We start from the raw sequence: 15977 nt of genomic DNA, 5'->3' as shown, positions 1-15977 counted from the left end.
TATCATGGGAATAGGGTTCAGAGAAATTCTGATTTTAGCAATCATCATCATCATTTTATTCGGTGCCAAAAAAATACCGGAACTGATGCGGGGTGTAGGTTCCGGAATCAAGGAATTCAAAGATGCGGTGAAGGACGAGGATAAAAATCCGTCTGAACAAAAGAAAAATGAAAGCGACCGCAGCGAATAAAAAACCTTCAATATGGATTTTGCAACACAGGCGTGGACCATCTTCAACAAGTCGGTTGAAGACTATCATATTACAGATCATGTAGATACAGTTCCGGAAAATCATTTTGAAAATGATAGTTTGGAACACCTTTTGTATTCTAAAAACTGGATTGACACTGTTCAATGGCATTTAGAAGATATTATTCGTGATGAAAATATTGAGCCTGCAGATGCGTTGGCAATCAAAAGAAGGATTGACAAATCTAACCAGCAACGGACAGATTTGGTAGAATTCATAGACAGTTGGTTTCTGAACAAATACAAAGAGATTGTTCCGAAAACAGATGCAAAAATAAACACCGAAACCGTGGCCTGGGCCATAGACCGGTTGTCTATTCTGGCACTGAAAATATATCATATGGCTCTGGAGGCGAACAGAATTTCGGCTACAGAAGACCATCGTATCACATGTAAACAAAAACTGAATGTTCTGGAGGAGCAGAAAGTTGACTTAATGACCTCTATCAATCAGTTATTGTCTGATATTGAGAGCGGAAATGTGAAAATGAAAGTGTACAAACAAATGAAAATGTACAATGATGATTCACTGAATCCCGTCCTTTATGCAAAGGCAAAAAAATGAAAACACCTTTATTCTTTTCCATCCTTACACTTACCATAGTTACCTCATGTGTCGCAGAAAATGTGGGCACATCACCTATTGGTGCGCTTTCAGCAACAGGCAAAGGATCGGACATGGATACAAGACTGGGTACAGCAATAAGTAAAAACACCTATGCGTCCGAAATCACCAATATTATTGCCACTTTCCCCAGATTGAGGAATGAGGCGGTCAATAATGAAGTGATTCTGATGAAGCAAAGTCTCACCAATTATCTGTACGCTTACGAGCGAATGGATACCGAGGAGAAAAACAAAACCATCAGACAAATTGAAAAAAGCAACCGGAAAATTCAGAAACTTCGCAAATTCCTCAATACTGATGAAGATGCCATCGTAAACCGGTACCTTGTACGCATGAAAACCAATATTGCGGCACTGGAAGCTGCAGCTTTTGAGCCGTAAGTCAAAAAAACAATCACCAACAAACATGTTAAAAATCCAAGCAGAAGCCAATGTTCCCACTGACTTCGGGAACTACAGAATGCTTGCTTTCTCGGAAAACGAAAATGACTGGATGCCTCATATGGCCATCATAGCAGAAAATACTGATTTTTCCCTTCCTGTTAACGTAAGATTTCACTCGGAATGTATCACCGGTGAAGTATTTCATTCCCGTAAATGTGAATGTGGACAACAACTGGATGCGGCCATGAACTATATACACGAGCACGGCGGAATCATCATATATCTGCGTCAGGAAGGCCGCAATATTGGCATTATCAATAAACTCAGAGCATACAAACTTCAGGAAAAAGGCATGGACACCGTTCAGGCCAATCTCCATTTGGGCTTACCTGCAGATGACCGAGATTTCAATGTAGCTATTGACATTCTGAAACAACTCAGGGTTACTGCGGTGAACCTGCTCACTAATAATCCGGATAAAATCCGTTTTGTGGAGAACAGCGACATTATTCTTCATAAAAGAATTCCGCTGCAGATTGCTGCAACGGAATCCAGTAAATCGTACCTGCGCACCAAGAGAGATTACTTCGGGCACTGGCTGGATGAGTAATCGTTTTATAGTTTAATTACCGCTTCAAGCGCTAATTCTATCATATCCCGCAACATTTTTTCCCGCTGATCCGCAGAGATTTCCTCGCGCGTAGGAATAATATCTGAAACGGTGAGCAAAGTGGCTGCATTTTTGCCCAGATACTTGGCATTGGCAAACAACGCAAAAGCCTCCATTTCTACTGCCAGACAGTTGTATTTCTCGGCAATGGCCGGAGTACCGGGAGTCTTTCTGTAAAACACATCACTGGTATGAATATTTCCTGCCTTAATTGCTCTTCCCGTTTCTGCAGCAGTTTCATTGATCAGATTATAAATATTTCCTTCATGTGAAAGCAGTTCCTCCTCCATCCCCCATGCATATTTGGCATAGGTAGATTCACTGGCTGCATGCTCTACATTAATCAGATCAAACAATTTTGATTCTGTGGAATACGCGCCACAGGTTCCGATCCGGACTATAGTCTCTACATCATATTCTGTAAATAGTTCGTAAGAGTAAATCCCGATACTCGGAGCCCCCATGCCGCTGGCTCCCACCGTAATTTCTCTCCCTTTGTACAATCCCGTATAGTAGAATACATTGCGGGTCTGACTCACCATTTTGACATCAGACAAGTAATTGTCTGCCATAAATTTTGCACGAAGCGGATCGCCGGGTTGCAGCACTACATCTGCAATTTCACCTTTTTTAGCACTGATATGAACACTCATAATTTTCTAAGTTAATAAATACAAATATACGGGATTTTGCACAGATTATTTTCACGACCATCTGAAAAAACCATACAAAAGCGGCCTCCGGATAAATCTGAAGGCCGCTAAAATTAATATGAATGTTGTTCTGTTAGAGATTAATGACTTTGCTGTCATCAATATTATAGAATTTGATGACGGAATCATAGTCCTCAAAATCTACATTGGCATTTTTACCGCTTGCCGGAATGATGACCACACGGAACGTCTGATTGTTCAGATACTCAGGCGTAGTAGAGATGTCATAATCACCGCCGGCATAAATCATGATGTCATTCACCGTAAAGTCAAAATCATAATCCAGTTCACCTTGTGGCAAATAAAGGGTTCGGGGAATCAGCTGCCATACAGGCCCGCCATTATTGGTTGTGCCATTCTGTCTGTAAATCAGCACCACATCTGTACCGAATAACGGATTATTGAAGGTACGGGAAATATGGTACCCGTTTGCGGCATTATAGGTGAAATTAAGATTTTTCAAATCGTAGGTTACTGCATAGGTATCATTATCCTGATCATTATCAATGCGCTCCACACAACTTAGGGTAATAAAGCCCAGTACAGCAATAAGCAAGAAGGAAAGATATTTTTTCATTGTATTAAATTTTTTCAGTTCGTTGTTTTCATTCATTCAAATCACATACCAATTTTGCAAAACCGTCAATAATTGCATAAATATTGTATTTTTGTGAACAGAGATCCTTACCAATGAAAAAATTATTCTTTACGCTGCTCACCATCTTCAGTATGCTGACCTCTGCCCTTCCGGCGCAGTACGTTCCGAAAAATCTCTCAGCCTCTGAAAAGAAACAAGCGGACGATTGGGTTCAAAAAACCTACCGGTCCCTTTCTCAGGACGAAAAACTGGGACAGCTCTTTATCGTAGCACTCTATACCAATAAAGGTGAACCACATATACAAGCAGTGCGTGAAATTGTAAATCAAGAGAAAATTGGCGGGCTGATTCTGATGCAGGATGATGCCGTGCGCCACATCAATCTGGTCAATGAATTTCAGAAAACCTCGCGTATACCACTGATGATTGGTATGGACGCAGAATGGGGACTTTATCAGCGAATCAATACCGCCTATAAATTCCCGTGGGCCATGACTCTGGGCGCCATTCAGGATAAAAACCTCATTACGCAGATGGCTGCAAAAATTGCCGAAGATGCCCGAAGAATGGGAGTAAATTGGGATTTTGCCCCGGTAGTGGATGTCAATACCAACCCGGCCAATCCCATCATCGGAAACCGGAGTTTCGGCTCCGAAGTCAAGAATGTAGTGGAATCTGCAAGAGCCTATGCCAACGGACTTCAGAATCAAGACATCCTGGCAGCCATCAAACATTTTCCGGGGCATGGTGATACCGATGTAGATTCGCATCTGGATCTTCCGGTGGTTTCACATGACCTGAACCGACTGAACAGCACGGAACTGGCTCCCTTTAAAGCGCTCATGGACAAAGGCATTGGCGGGGTGATGGTGGCACACCTGTATGTTCCTGCACTGGAAAGCAAAAAAGGAGTGCCTGCCTCTATTTCTAAAAATATCATTACTGGTATTCTGAAGGAAAAATACGGATACAAAGGACTGATTATTACCGATGCGCTGAATATGGGCGCCGTGGCCAAACGCTACAAACCGGGAGAACTGGATGCACTGGCTTTCAGTGCCGGAAATGACATCATGCTCTTTTCTGAGGGAGTAAAAGAAGGTAAAAGACTAATTCAGCAGGCAATAGACCGCAAAGAAATCCCACAGAGCCGGGTAGAAGAAAGTGTGAAGAAAATTCTGCTCACCAAATATTACCTGGGGCTTCATCAGTATACACCACGGGATCCGAAAAACATCAATACTGATCTGCATACAACATCGCATCAGCAACTGGTGCAGAAACTTTACAGCAATGCCCTGACCCTTCTCAAAAATGACCAAAATCTACTGCCATTGAAAAACGGAGAAACCATTTATTATGTCCCTTTGGAAGAAGCGCCGCATCAAACCTTCGCCCACCGGCTGAATTCACATTCAAAAATTATTGTAAAAAAGCCTTCGGAAATCAGCACCATTCCGCCAAAATCGGTCGTTATTGTGGGGCTTCACAAAGACAATTCCACGGCATACAAACCTTACAAAATTTCATCACAAAGCAAAAAAATACTGTCTGAACTCTCCGGAAACCATCAGGTCATTCTCAATGTGTTTGGGTCGGCATATGCGTTAAGAGATATTAACCTGTCTAAAATCTCTACGGTGCTGGTGGCTTATGAAAACAATGACGATTCCATGAAAGCTACCGCCGACGCCCTGGCCGGAAAAACGACCATACACGGAAAGCTCCCGGTCCTGGTTAATGAACAACTAAAACCCGGCATGGGACTGGAACTAAAAAAACTCCCTAACAATAATTAAGCATTATCATTATGAAAATAGGAATACTCTGTTATCCCACGTATGGCGGAAGCGGAATAGTGGCTACAGAACTGGGCATGTCACTGGCCCATAAAGGTTATGAAGTACATTTCATCAGTTCTGCATTGCCGGCAAGACTGGACATTGCCAATCCGAATATATTTTTCCACAGAGTGAATATGCATACCTACCCGCTGTTTCAGTATCAGCCGTATGATATTGCTTTAAGTTCCATGATTTACCGCGTGGTAAATCTGTATAAACTGGATTTGCTGCACGCCCACTATGCCATCCCATACGCTTATGCAGCCTTCACCGCCAAACAAATGCTGAAAGAAGAAGGAAAAGACGTTCCGCTGGTGACCACCCTGCACGGCACAGACATCACGCTGGTAGGCCAGCACCCCAGTTACAAGCATGCCGTGGAATTTTCCATTAACCAATCTGATGCCATTACTTCTGTATCCGAAAGTTTAAAAAAAGACACGCTGCAATTTTTCAAAATTACCAAAGAAATTCAGGTCATCACCAACTTCATAGACAATTCAGAATTTGATGAATGCGAAGAATGTAACAGAAATCAGTTTGCCGAAGAAGACGAAAAAATCCTGATACACGTGTCCAATCTGCGGCCGGTAAAACGGGTGGAAGATGTGCTTCAGATCTTTAAAAACGTACATGCAAAGGTAAAATCCAGGCTCATCATCATCGGCGAAGGTCCCGATATGGAAAAAATCAATGAATTTCTGGAAGAGCACCCCGAACTCATTTCTAAAATCCGGTTACTGGGCAAGGTGAATGATCTATACCGAATTTTGCAGTTGTCTGATGTATTTCTGCTGCCGTCTGAGCAGGAAAGCTTTGGTCTCGCCGCACTGGAAGCTATGGCAGCGCACACCCCGGTTATTTCGTCTAATGCAGGCGGGATTCCGGAGGTGAATATACAGGGAGAAACCGGATACCTGGCAGAAATCGGCAATGTGGAAGCCATGAGCAATTACACCATTAAACTCCTGAGTGATGAAAATCTGCTTGCACGTATGAAACGCAATGCAAAAGAGCAGGCCATCAGATTTGACCTGAAAAACGTACTGCCGGTCTATGAGGAAATGTATAAAGACACCCTGACACACTTTAAAGCCTGACGCTGATTTTTTTCATCAGAATTCATTTTTTTACCGGAAATTTGCGAACTTTACTTTTTCTGATTCCCGGTTATGAATGAAAAGTTGCTTCAATATCTCTGGAATTTCAAAATTTTTAAAAGTTTTGAATTTAAAGATGTGGACGGCCACGACGTGGAAATTCTGGACTTCGGAAAATGGAATTTTGATTCCGGCCCTGATTTTCTGAACGGAAAAATTAAGTACAACGGCTTGATAATGGCCGGTCATATAGAACTTCATGTAAAATCATCCGATTATATTTTTCACCGTCACAGCGGCAATCCGGAATTCGAAAATCTCATCCTGCATGTGGTGTACGACCATAATATGGAAGTCCCGGAACTGAGTTCGAGACATATTCCCACACTGGAACTCCGTTCCTTTATTGACGAATCCATACTCTGGAAATACGAAACCATGATCTATAACGACCGTTTTATAGCCTGCGAAACCCTTTTTGATGCTGATAAAATTCCATTTGGTTTTACCGAGGAAACTTTGTTTAAGAAACTGGATGAGAAATCTGTGGAGACCGAAAAAGCACTCCATCACACCCGGAACGATTATGAAGCGGTTCTTTTTCACCAGCTGGCATATGCTTTTGGTCTGAAAGTAAACGCACCGGTATTCCGGCAAATGGCCGAACAGCTGGATTTTGGGATGATTCAGAAAATACGGCAAAACCGGCTGCAACTGGAAGCTTTGTTCTATGGAACCTGCGGCTGGCTTGACAATCCTGCAGACGAACAAATGAAAATCTGGAAACGCGAATATGATTTCTTAAAAACAAAATACCGGTACAGTGAGGTGCGGGTGCATCCAAAATTTTCAAAACTCCGTCCGCCCAATTTTCCCACAATTCGGCTTGCGCAGCTGGCGGCACTCTATCACCGGCATCAGAATCTCTTCTCAAAAATAATTGCCGCCAGAAGAATTTCAGACATTGAAAAACTGTTTGAAGGAATCACAGCAGGCGAGTACTGGAATCACCGGTTTAATTTTGGAAAAACATCCCCTGTTCACAGTGAAAAATCATTAACTCCGGAATTCATCAATCTGGTCATTCTGAATGCGGTTTTACCGTTGAAATATACCTACCATAAAAAAACCGATGAGCATGTGGCAGATGACATTGCCGCCCTGTACCGGGAAATTCCTGCTGAAAAAAACACCGTAACAGCCGGCTGGAAACAGCTGGGCACGCCCATAACCAATGCACTGGACAGCCAAGCTTACATTTATCACTACAAAAATTTCTGTGAGGTAAAAAATTGCTTAAATTGCAGCATCGGATATCAACTTCTGAAAAGAATTTAAAAACACCATGCAGGAACCTACTTTCATTACCAACATCCGCCACAAAGCAGAACGCGAATGGTTTGGCGTACTCACCAGAATGGGCTCTAAACTGGGTATACCGGTGTCTAAACTGCGGGTATTTTTTATTTACTCCACCTTTGCGACCGTAGGAATTTTCTTCCTGATTTATCTTATTCTGGCATTTTTTCTTTGGGTAAAAGATATTTTCATTACCCGCAGGCCCAATGTTTTTGACTTATAAACTGTATTTCAGGTGAAACAATCAGCCTGAAAAGCATTTTCAATATGAAGTTCAACCAGATTCACCAGGAAAACAATGCCGCAGCACAACTGGTTTACCAAAGCTACAGTGCCACTTTTCCACCAGACGAACGGCGCAACCTTCAGCAGTTTCAGAACCTGTTCCGGACTCCGGAAGCTAAAGTGTTTTCCACCGAAATTGCAGGCTGCACTACTGGTTATGTAATTGTCTGGGAATTGTCCGGATTTTGCTTTCTGGAACATTTTGAGATATTTGAAAAATACCGGGGAAAAAAAATTGGTTCTATGGTTCTGGAAGCGCTTTCGGCACAATACCCCACCATTCTGCTGGAAACAGAACCTGCAGATCTGGGCGAAACAGCCAACCGCCGTGTACGGTTTTATCTGGAGAACGGATTCAGTATTCTGGATAAAAATTATATGCAACCACCTTACGACGAAGGAAAAAATACGCTGAATCTTTGGTTAATGAGTAATAATACGCTTGCAGATTCCGCTTTTTGTACACAGGAAATTCACCGCAAAGTTTATGGTTTCGGCTTTTAGCAATTATAATCTTTTGCGCTGCCCGCTCACATAAACTTATCCACGGACATTGATTCTGCACCGGATTTTCACTAAATTGCCCCTGAAAGACACGAACATGCACAATTCATACACGGTAATCAATGCCTCTGCCGGTTCCGGCAAGACCTATGCGCTGGTGCAGCGCCTGCTGCTGATTTGCCTGGGAAAACCCCATCAGCATCAACTGATTTCCAACATTCTGGCTTTAACCTTTACCAATAAGGCTGCCAATGAAATGAAAAAACGGATTCTGGACTGGCTGCAAGCCTTTACGCAGGAAGACTTTGCAACCAATAACGACCTGATTGCGCTTCAGACTGAACTTCAGAAACAAGGTGAACATCCTACCCTGGAAGACCTGCACCATCGTGCAAAAAGGATGCTGGATTATGTACTGCACAACTACTCCACCGTAAATATCGGAACCATAGATAAATTTAATTCCAGGCTGGTCCGAAGCTTTTCCTATGAACTGGGACTTGCCAAAAACTTCAATCTTGAAATCAACAACGAACCATTCCTGATGGAAGCCGTGGATCAGCTGCTGGATAAAATTGGTGATGATGCAGAGATTTCTGACTCGCTGCTGGACTTTGTGAATTACGGACTGGAAAATGACAGGCGCATTAACCTGAATTCTACGCTGTATAATTCTGCCAAAGAATTTGTGAAGGACATTCATTATGAAAATCTGAAAAACAATAAAGATTTCAATCATGAGAATTATAAATTGGCTACCTCACAACTGCGTGCTGATCTTCGGGATCTGAAAGCCGAAAATAAAAAAGCCGCAAAAGAAGCACTGGCCATGATACAGGAAAATGGTCTGGAAACGGAAGATTTCTCCGGGGGCAAGACCCAGAGTATCGCAGTTTTTTTTGAGAATCTCCTGTACAAGGACGCCACAGCTCTTTGTGAGTCTGAAGAGAAAGAAGAAAAAAAACTCACCACTTATGCCAAAGGCGCTTCTGCCAAATCCAAGAGCAAAGAAGGAATTATTTTTGGGATTCTGGATGATTTACTGGAGCAGAGACTGAAAATCATCAGAAATCACGTCATCATTCAGAAAAAAGAAAAGATTCTGGCTGCACTGCTTCCGCTGAAAGTCAATAACGACATTCAGCATGAACTGGAAAAAATAGAAGAGGATAACGATGTGGTGCTGCTATCCAAATTTAACATTCTGATTCATGAAAATCTGAAAGATGAGCCATCGCCATTCATTTACGAAAAAATCGGGGCAAAATTCTCGCATTATTTTTTTGATGAATTTCAGGACACCTCGGCATTACAGTGGCAAAACTTCATTCCGCTGCGTGATCACAGTGTGGCATCAGAAGGAACATCCTTTACCGTGGTAGGAGATCCCAAACAAAGTATTTACCGTTTTCGCGGTGGTGACAGCCAGCTGATGCTGGACATCATCAACCATCAGGAAAAAAGTCCGAAAGACTCTGCGGTTGTGAATCTGGAATACAACTGGCGCAGTGCACGCCACATTGTCGATTTTAATAATGACCTCTACCGGCACATATCCGGATCCATGCGCGATTCCCATAAAAGTATTTTCGGTGATAATGCCCGGCAAAAACACCGGCAGAAATTTAACGGGCGCGTGCGGGTGAATTTAATTGAAAATGCTACTGCCGCCGAGTTTTTTGAAGATACTGCCGAAAAAATGAGTCAGGACATTCAGCAACTGATTCACAGTGGTTTTCGCTTTTCAGACATTACCATTCTGTGCCGCGGCAATCAGGATATTTTTAATTTTTCGCAGATTCTGGGCAATATGCAGGTGGAATATCTGGGAGAATGGGTGGCCATCAAAACCATCTCCGAAAGCGGACTCACACTGGAACTTTCCGGCACCTTGCTGGCGCTCATGGAATTTCTGCGCTGGGAGGTCAATCCCAATAACTTACAGCATCTGGTGCTGATGATGTATCACCTGAACCAGACCGGAAGGATTAACATGTCCGATTTCACGGCAGAAATTCAGGAAGTATTGGCCTGCAAAGACCGTACAAAAATCCGTGACTTCATCCACAACAAATATGCTTTGGAATTAAGTCATACGGCCCTGCCCAGATTAAATCTGTATCATTATATAGAATATTTCCTGCAGGAATTCTCTATCGATGGCAAGGAAACAGACTTCCTGCTGAACTTCCTGGAGGTTGTCTATGGTTTCACACAGAACCCGGGCGCCCACCTGAAAGATTTTATAATATTCTGGGAAGACGAAGCGAGGAAAAAGAGCATTCAGGCATCAGAGAATATTGATGCCATACGGATGATGACTGTGCATAAAGCGAAAGGGCTGGAATTTCCGGCAGTGCTTTATCCCATGCAGAACAAGCACAAAGACTATGAATTCAGTGACTGGTTCAGTACCGATTCCGGATTTGGACTACAATCTGTGAACACGTCCTATTTCAGCAAGGAACTGGCGGTATATGATGAACAGATTCGCGCGTTCAATTCTGAAAATGAATACCGAAATTATATAGACCGTATTTGTGTGCAATATGTGGCCACTACCCGGCCGGTAGAGCAGTTGTATCTGTACCTGCAGAAGCCCGCCAAAACCAATTATCTGGAAGTTCTGGAATTTGTGAACCTCAGAAACCCCCGTAATGCTGACGAATTTGATTATTATGAAGATTTTGATGTGCATAAACAGTCAGCTCACCATGATGAGCCGGCGAAGACAGAGGCCATAGTGCGGATTACAGAAGGCACCCGCTCTGCCGGACAGGCCGGTCTTCAGATTGCCACACCATCCAGAAGTTATCAGAACCGAAATGAGCAGGTACGCCAAGGCATATTCATTCACGAAATACTATCCAAAATCAACTCGGATGAAGATGTGGATTTTGTACTGGAAAGTTACGTACTGGAAGGCATTCTCACCGTTAGTGAAAAAGCTGAAATAGCCATTGCTATTCACCGGATTGTGGAGAATCATCCGCGGTATTTCGGGAAACACCTTCAAGTGATCAGCGAGCGAGATATCATGCTTTCAGAAAATGACACCGCTGCCATTTACCGTCCGGACCGGCTTATCAAGACCCATGAAGGTTTTTTGCTGGCAGATTTTAAAACCGGTGCAGAACGAGACAAACACCGCACGCAGATAGAAGAATACCGGACTGTTCTGGAGAAACTGGGCTATACGGTATTGTCTGCAGAAGTTGTGTATGTATAAAAAATCCGGAGCGCGGCTCCGGATTATTGTTGATTATTTTTTCACGGCAGTTACCACCTGCCCTTCCAGTTTGGTGATGTTATCAAAAATCTGGGTAAATGCAGGATAAAATTCCTTTGGGAACTCTGCATCGTCAATAAGAACTGACGTTTCCACTTCCAGTTTGTTATCTGCCAGTTTTTTCACAATATAGTTATAGACAATACTGTTGTCGTCTGTACGAAACTTTTTAGAGGTCGGTATATTTTCGAAAACATATCCCTCCGGCAGGGTAATGGTCACTTTCTTAATCTTCTCATTAGCCGCTAAAAATTCCAGGGGAGAACGCCTTGGTTCCTTCTGGTTAAAGTCATGCTCTCTGGTAAATAAAAACAGCAATGGATTAAACACCCGCTTGCTTCCTACCTGGTCTACAAATATATCTGAAGTAAAGTTCAGCGTGGTTTCGAAGTCCCCATTTTCCTGAGATCCGGATTGAATATTGCTCAGGTTAAATTTGTATTTGTCCCGGTATGACTTTACAAATTCGTCGTTATTCCGGTCATAGGCTTCGTGGACAATGAGGGAGTACAAATTGGTATCCCGGTCAGAAAAAGTACCTGCAAAAGTGCCGTCCGGATTCATTTTTGCCTCTACGCTAAGAAAAGTCTGACTCCGCTCCGGCACTACAATATTCAGAACCTTTGCGTCTTTATCTTCCAGTACGATTCCATTATAATTCAGCGCACGTGGCGGAATGATATTGGCAGAAGAATACTTGGAGGTACCATCATACAAATACAATTGGTTTCCCACATTTGCACTGGTAATTACATAATTCGGAACCATGATACTGGGCGAGTAAGACATAAGTTTACCACGATCAATGGTAGGCAATATAACGGGAGAAGCATCTATATTAGCTTCGCGCATCAGCATGGTAAGCAGCAGGTTGATTTCTGCCACGTTCCCGGTCTTTGTATTGATAAGATTACGGATACCCTTGTCTGTAAGAATCCCATACTCTTTATTCCAGGTATAATTTTGCTGAACGAATTTCAAAATTTCTGCAGCACGGTCCTGAACGGGCACTTTGTTTTTGAGATCGTCTGACAATATGTTTTTTACCAGATTTCTTCTTTTATACTCTGTTCCAAAATTTTCATGATTCATCAACCGCTCGCGTATGGACTGCCAGTTGGAAGCATAAGATTTCAGGACATTATTAAAATTAGTGGAGTGCAATTCACTTCGGATTTGGGTACGGAGATTATTGGAATTGATCACAAATTTCTCTGTTTTGAATGCAGGTACATTTTCAAAACCATAACGGTACACATTATAATTTTCTCCGTAAATATGCTTCAATCCAGTATCACGGTAGGTAGGTACCAAATCTCCCTGGTACTGAATATTATAGGACAGAACCTCGGGAACATCAAAAACATATTCAACGTAGCGGACGGGCACTTCGTCATCAACCGTGAACTTAGGTACAGACATTAAAAAATCCGGTGGCGAACTGATGGTATACTCATATTCCAGTACAGAACCATTCTGAATATTGGGAAATGTAAATTTGGTGATATTTACCTCCTTATTTTCTGATGAGCGAAACCTGGAATCCTTTTCCATTTTCACAGGGACTACCTTTCCGTTTTCATAATTATAGGTGGTGGCTTTCAGCCCAAGTAAGGACTGTCTCACCGTGCCTGAAACCACAGGGATCTCTTTACTGAATAAAGACTCAGCCTTCTCTTTAGCATAGATTTTAACCCGCTCAATGTATTTCTGCGTTATGACACCCTCCATATCCACAAAATAATGAACCGACCGGTACAGCACTTCGGCTGGTATATCTGCACCATTTGCAGGTTTCAAACTTTGTACGTCTTCGGGGCTTAGTTTAGGATCTTTCAAAAACGAATGTTGAGCAAAAGCAAACACCGCACAACACAGAGTCAGTAATAATAATGTTCTTTTCATTCTTAAATCTTTGTAATCAATATTTTTGAGTTGTCGAGATTTGCCGTCTTCTTACGGAACTCCACATAGGCGGCATATTTTTCTTTTGGATATATCCCTTTCTGTATGGTCAGGTTTCTTGTAACATGAAGCTTATCTCCATTCATTTTGTAATTGATGGAATAAGTTCCGAATTCTGAGGTCACTTTCTGCGGTTCAGGCAGATCCGTGAAAGCATAGCCCTGTGGTGATTCGTAGGTAATTTCATATGAATCCTGATAGCCAAACACTGTTTCAAATGGAAGCTTACGCTCGTCATTCATCACCAGAGGAGCTGTCTTGTAAAATGGTATCACGGGAAAGAATAAATCTTCTCCCAGTTTACGTGAATAATCTCTGGCATGTATATTCAACTTATAGTTGATTTCTGCTTTATTCCGGTCATTCGTGAAATGATCCAATGTCAGATTCTGAATATTCAGGTAATTAAAGTCTTCTTTCATAGCCTCCGCGCGTTCTTTGCCACTGAGGGTCACCATAGGCATGCGGAAATCATACTGCCCGCCACCGTATTGAAAATCTGCTGTGGCATGAATGGTTTGATCAGGATTAATCTTCACATAAGCACGGATCTTTTCTGTATTCCGTTCTGCCGGATATACCGGAGTGTTCATCAACTCAATACCATTATCTTTGACAGCCAGTACATTACGACTGGTGGTAGTATAAGAAAGGTGATTGAAGGCAATGTTCTGTGATGTATTTTCCAGCCATATATTTCCTTTTTCTGTAGGCACAACTAAAATTGCATGGTTGCCTCCCATTTTTGGAAAATCCGGGTCAAATTTTTCTACCGAAACGTCACTGTTAATTACAGCATAATGAGACGGAATGCCGGCTGCCATCAGTAAGGCACGCATATAATTGGTGAGTCCCTTGCAGTCACCATACCCTTTTGTCCGCACCTCTTCAGTGGTCATGGGCTGCCAGCCGCCGATTCCCATTGCCACAAAGACATACCGGGTTTTGTTCTGCATATATTGGAAAATGGTTCGCACTTTATCTTCCACAGAACCCTGCAGGTTCAGCGCCTGTACTTCGGCTTTAATCTCCGGAGAGATAATGGTTGAAGGAGACAGCAGATTCTGGTAATACCATTTCCCGAAATCATTCCAGTTTTTCAGTTCACCATGAATACCCTCCAGATTGAAACGATCCAGTGCAAATTCCACCTTCGGAGCCAGGTAGTCCATACTCGGGCAAAATGGCTGCCTTTCAACGGCCGGAATATTCTGGAAAGCATACTCCGTTACATTGCCGGATATGGAAACAGCGACATTGCCAAGATCTGTATTGGTGACTTTCGTACGGAGACTGATGCCGGATTCATTGCGGATGGTTCGCTTTACACTTTGTGCTGCCACATTAAAGGTGCGCAATGGTGAAAAGTCACTGATAAAAACCGTATTGCGGGAAACGATGCGATAGCTGTACTGCACCGTGTACGGATAGGTGGTAAGCGTTGGGTTCAGCACCAGCACCCTGTTATCCACATACAGACCGAAGGACGGTGTATGGCTGTAGTCTGCGAAATCTTTGCGGGAATAGGTTTTGACGGTTTTCCCGTTTTCATCCAGCAAAGTGACTTTTATATCATGTACACTCGTTTGTTTATCGTAAGGGATGTATATGGCCGAATATTCTGCTCCCGACTTATTCAGAATGGTATAGGCATTATTTTCTACAATCTGAATTTCATCTACTTTTTTAATGGTATAATCCGAAGCAGCGTTCCGGATCACAATACTTGCATTCTTCTTGAGGGCGTCCGGAATATTCTGGACGGAATATTGCTGTGCCAGGCTCCATCCGCAAAGGAACAGACCCAGCAGAAACTTTAGTTTCATCATGGTTTTCTTTCAAATGTGTTTATTATGCTTCTCCTGCCGGACTAAAAACACGCTGTGCCAGTTCCTGATCAAAAAGGTATAAGGCAGAAGGATTATCATTGACCATCCGGATTTTGGTAACCAGCTGAGAGGCATTTGCTTCTTCCTCTACCTGTTCATTGATGAACCACTGAAGGAAAGACACCGTGGCAAAATCACCTTCCTCTGTAGCGTTTTTCACGATATTAAAAATACTTTTGGTCACCACCTTCTCATGCTCCAGCGCTTTTTCAAAAATTTCAATCTGACTGGAAAATTCATGCGGCGGCTTAGGAATGGCTCCTATTTCAATGGTTTCACCCACATCCTTCAGATAGTCAAACATTTTTTCTGCATGGAAAAGTTCTTCTTTGCTCTGCACCCGGAAGTAATTTCCGATTCCGTCTAAATCACGCTCAAAAAACCAGGCGGACATAGAAAGATAATATTGCGCAGCGTACTGCTCATGGGTAATTTGTTCGTTGATTAAACGGGCTATTTTTTCGCTTACCATTTTCAAGATTTTATATACCACAAAATTAG

General features: G+C 42.6%; 15 protein-coding genes. 10 read left to right on the top strand and 5 right to left on the bottom strand.

Annotation, left to right across the window (positions count from 1 at the left end; genetic code table 11):
* Nucleotides 1-4 precede the first annotated feature (4 nt).
* The 4 genes from LKO26_RS01185 to ribA are packed head-to-tail and all read left to right on the top strand — an operon-like array spanning nt 5 to nt 1870.
* Nucleotides 5-190, top strand: coding sequence for a twin-arginine translocase TatA/TatE family subunit (locus LKO26_RS01185; RefSeq protein ID WP_227585967.1), 186 nt, complete (start codon nt 5-7; stop codon nt 188-190).
* Nucleotides 191-202: 12 nt separating this feature from the next.
* Nucleotides 203-814 carry a DUF4254 domain-containing protein gene (locus tag LKO26_RS01180; RefSeq protein ID WP_227585966.1) on the top strand — a complete coding sequence of 204 codons (612 nt, stop codon included), beginning with the start codon at nt 203-205 and terminating at the stop codon, nt 812-814.
* Nucleotides 811-1257 (top strand): hypothetical protein, encoded by a 447-nt coding sequence (locus tag LKO26_RS01175; protein ID WP_227585965.1) that lies wholly within the window; start codon nt 811-813, stop codon nt 1255-1257. The genes LKO26_RS01180 and LKO26_RS01175 overlap by 4 nt, the downstream gene beginning before the upstream one ends.
* Nucleotides 1258-1282: 25 nt before the next feature.
* Nucleotides 1283-1870 carry a GTP cyclohydrolase II gene (ribA, locus tag LKO26_RS01170; protein WP_227585964.1) on the top strand — a complete coding sequence of 196 codons (588 nt, stop codon included), beginning with the start codon at nt 1283-1285 and terminating at the stop codon, nt 1868-1870.
* A gap of 5 nt (nt 1871-1875) precedes the next feature.
* On the opposite strand, the gene deoD is transcribed toward ribA, so the two are convergent.
* Together deoD and LKO26_RS01160 are read right to left on the bottom strand one after the other, a co-directional pair.
* The gene (gene deoD / locus LKO26_RS01165; protein ID WP_227585963.1) at nt 1876-2583 is read right to left on the bottom strand and encodes a purine-nucleoside phosphorylase; all 708 of its coding nucleotides are present in this window, start codon (nt 2581-2583) and stop codon (nt 1876-1878) included.
* Between the two features lie 133 nt (nt 2584-2716).
* Nucleotides 2717-3220: a hypothetical protein gene (locus LKO26_RS01160; RefSeq protein WP_227585962.1), complete on the bottom strand. Its 504-nt coding sequence runs from the start codon at nt 3218-3220 to the stop codon at nt 2717-2719.
* Between the two features lie 113 nt (nt 3221-3333).
* Between LKO26_RS01160 and LKO26_RS01155 the strand changes: the two genes are divergently transcribed.
* The 6 genes from LKO26_RS01155 (at nt 3334) to LKO26_RS01130 (ending at nt 11562) form a co-directional block, all read left to right on the top strand.
* A complete protein-coding gene (locus tag LKO26_RS01155) occupies nt 3334-5040 on the top strand; it encodes a glycoside hydrolase family 3 protein (protein ID WP_227585961.1) in 1707 nt (568 codons plus the stop codon).
* Between the two features lie 11 nt (nt 5041-5051).
* Nucleotides 5052-6185 (top strand): N-acetyl-alpha-D-glucosaminyl L-malate synthase BshA, encoded by a 1134-nt coding sequence (gene bshA, locus LKO26_RS01150; protein ID WP_227585960.1) that lies wholly within the window; start codon nt 5052-5054, stop codon nt 6183-6185.
* 72 nt (nt 6186-6257) lie between these two features.
* Complete coding sequence (locus LKO26_RS01145; RefSeq protein ID WP_227585959.1) at nt 6258-7523, top strand: DUF2851 family protein; 1266 nt, start codon at nt 6258-6260, stop codon at nt 7521-7523.
* Nucleotides 7524-7530: 7 nt separating this feature from the next.
* Nucleotides 7531-7767, top strand: a complete 237-nt coding sequence (locus LKO26_RS01140) for a PspC domain-containing protein (protein ID WP_227585958.1) — start codon at nt 7531-7533, stop codon at nt 7765-7767.
* Between the two features lie 44 nt (nt 7768-7811).
* Nucleotides 7812-8333, top strand: a complete 522-nt coding sequence (locus tag LKO26_RS01135; protein WP_227585957.1) for a GNAT family N-acetyltransferase — start codon at nt 7812-7814, stop codon at nt 8331-8333.
* A 97-nt stretch (nt 8334-8430) separates the two neighbouring features.
* Nucleotides 8431-11562 carry a UvrD-helicase domain-containing protein gene (locus LKO26_RS01130; protein ID WP_227585956.1) on the top strand — a complete coding sequence of 1044 codons (3132 nt, stop codon included), beginning with the start codon at nt 8431-8433 and terminating at the stop codon, nt 11560-11562.
* 33 nt (nt 11563-11595) lie between these two features.
* Here the strand turns inward: LKO26_RS01130 and LKO26_RS01125 are convergent, their stop codons facing one another.
* The 3 genes from LKO26_RS01125 to LKO26_RS01115 are packed head-to-tail and all read right to left on the bottom strand — an operon-like array spanning nt 11596 to nt 15948.
* A complete protein-coding gene (locus LKO26_RS01125) occupies nt 11596-13527 on the bottom strand; it encodes a DUF3857 domain-containing protein (RefSeq protein WP_227585955.1) in 1932 nt (643 codons plus the stop codon).
* Between the two features lie 2 nt (nt 13528-13529).
* Nucleotides 13530-15416: a DUF3857 domain-containing protein gene (locus LKO26_RS01120; RefSeq protein WP_227585954.1), complete on the bottom strand. Its 1887-nt coding sequence runs from the start codon at nt 15414-15416 to the stop codon at nt 13530-13532.
* A 22-nt stretch (nt 15417-15438) separates the two neighbouring features.
* The gene (locus tag LKO26_RS01115; protein ID WP_227585953.1) at nt 15439-15948 is read right to left on the bottom strand and encodes a ferritin; all 510 of its coding nucleotides are present in this window, start codon (nt 15946-15948) and stop codon (nt 15439-15441) included.
* Nucleotides 15949-15977 lie beyond the last annotated feature (29 nt).

The sequence above is a fragment of the Chryseobacterium sp. MFBS3-17 genome (genome assembly GCF_020687745.1).
GTDB lineage: Bacteria > Bacteroidota > Bacteroidia > Flavobacteriales > Weeksellaceae > Marnyiella.
Note: the sequence above shows the minus strand (reverse complement) of the source record. Positions and strands in the feature narration are given on the sequence as shown.

Coding starts and splice junctions, on each gene's coding strand:
- deoD (WP_227585963.1), bottom strand. CDS start 2,583: ATGAGTGTTCATATCAGTGCTAAAAAAGGTGAAATTGCAGATGTAGTG.
- LKO26_RS01160 (WP_227585962.1), bottom strand. CDS start 3,220: ATGAAAAAATATCTTTCCTTCTTGCTTATTGCTGTACTGGGCTTTATT.
- bshA (WP_227585960.1), top strand. CDS start 5,052: ATGAAAATAGGAATACTCTGTTATCCCACGTATGGCGGAAGCGGAATA.
- LKO26_RS01175 (WP_227585965.1), top strand. CDS start 811: ATGAAAACACCTTTATTCTTTTCCATCCTTACACTTACCATAGTTACC.
- LKO26_RS01145 (WP_227585959.1), top strand. CDS start 6,258: ATGAATGAAAAGTTGCTTCAATATCTCTGGAATTTCAAAATTTTTAAA.
- LKO26_RS01180 (WP_227585966.1), top strand. CDS start 203: ATGGATTTTGCAACACAGGCGTGGACCATCTTCAACAAGTCGGTTGAA.
- LKO26_RS01120 (WP_227585954.1), bottom strand. CDS start 15,416: ATGATGAAACTAAAGTTTCTGCTGGGTCTGTTCCTTTGCGGATGGAGC.
- LKO26_RS01135 (WP_227585957.1), top strand. CDS start 7,812: ATGAAGTTCAACCAGATTCACCAGGAAAACAATGCCGCAGCACAACTG.
- LKO26_RS01115 (WP_227585953.1), bottom strand. CDS start 15,948: ATGGTAAGCGAAAAAATAGCCCGTTTAATCAACGAACAAATTACCCAT.
- LKO26_RS01125 (WP_227585955.1), bottom strand. CDS start 13,527: ATGAAAAGAACATTATTATTACTGACTCTGTGTTGTGCGGTGTTTGCT.
- LKO26_RS01140 (WP_227585958.1), top strand. CDS start 7,531: ATGCAGGAACCTACTTTCATTACCAACATCCGCCACAAAGCAGAACGC.
- ribA (WP_227585964.1), top strand. CDS start 1,283: ATGTTAAAAATCCAAGCAGAAGCCAATGTTCCCACTGACTTCGGGAAC.
- LKO26_RS01155 (WP_227585961.1), top strand. CDS start 3,334: ATGAAAAAATTATTCTTTACGCTGCTCACCATCTTCAGTATGCTGACC.
- LKO26_RS01130 (WP_227585956.1), top strand. CDS start 8,431: ATGCACAATTCATACACGGTAATCAATGCCTCTGCCGGTTCCGGCAAG.
- LKO26_RS01185 (WP_227585967.1), top strand. CDS start 5: ATGGGAATAGGGTTCAGAGAAATTCTGATTTTAGCAATCATCATCATC.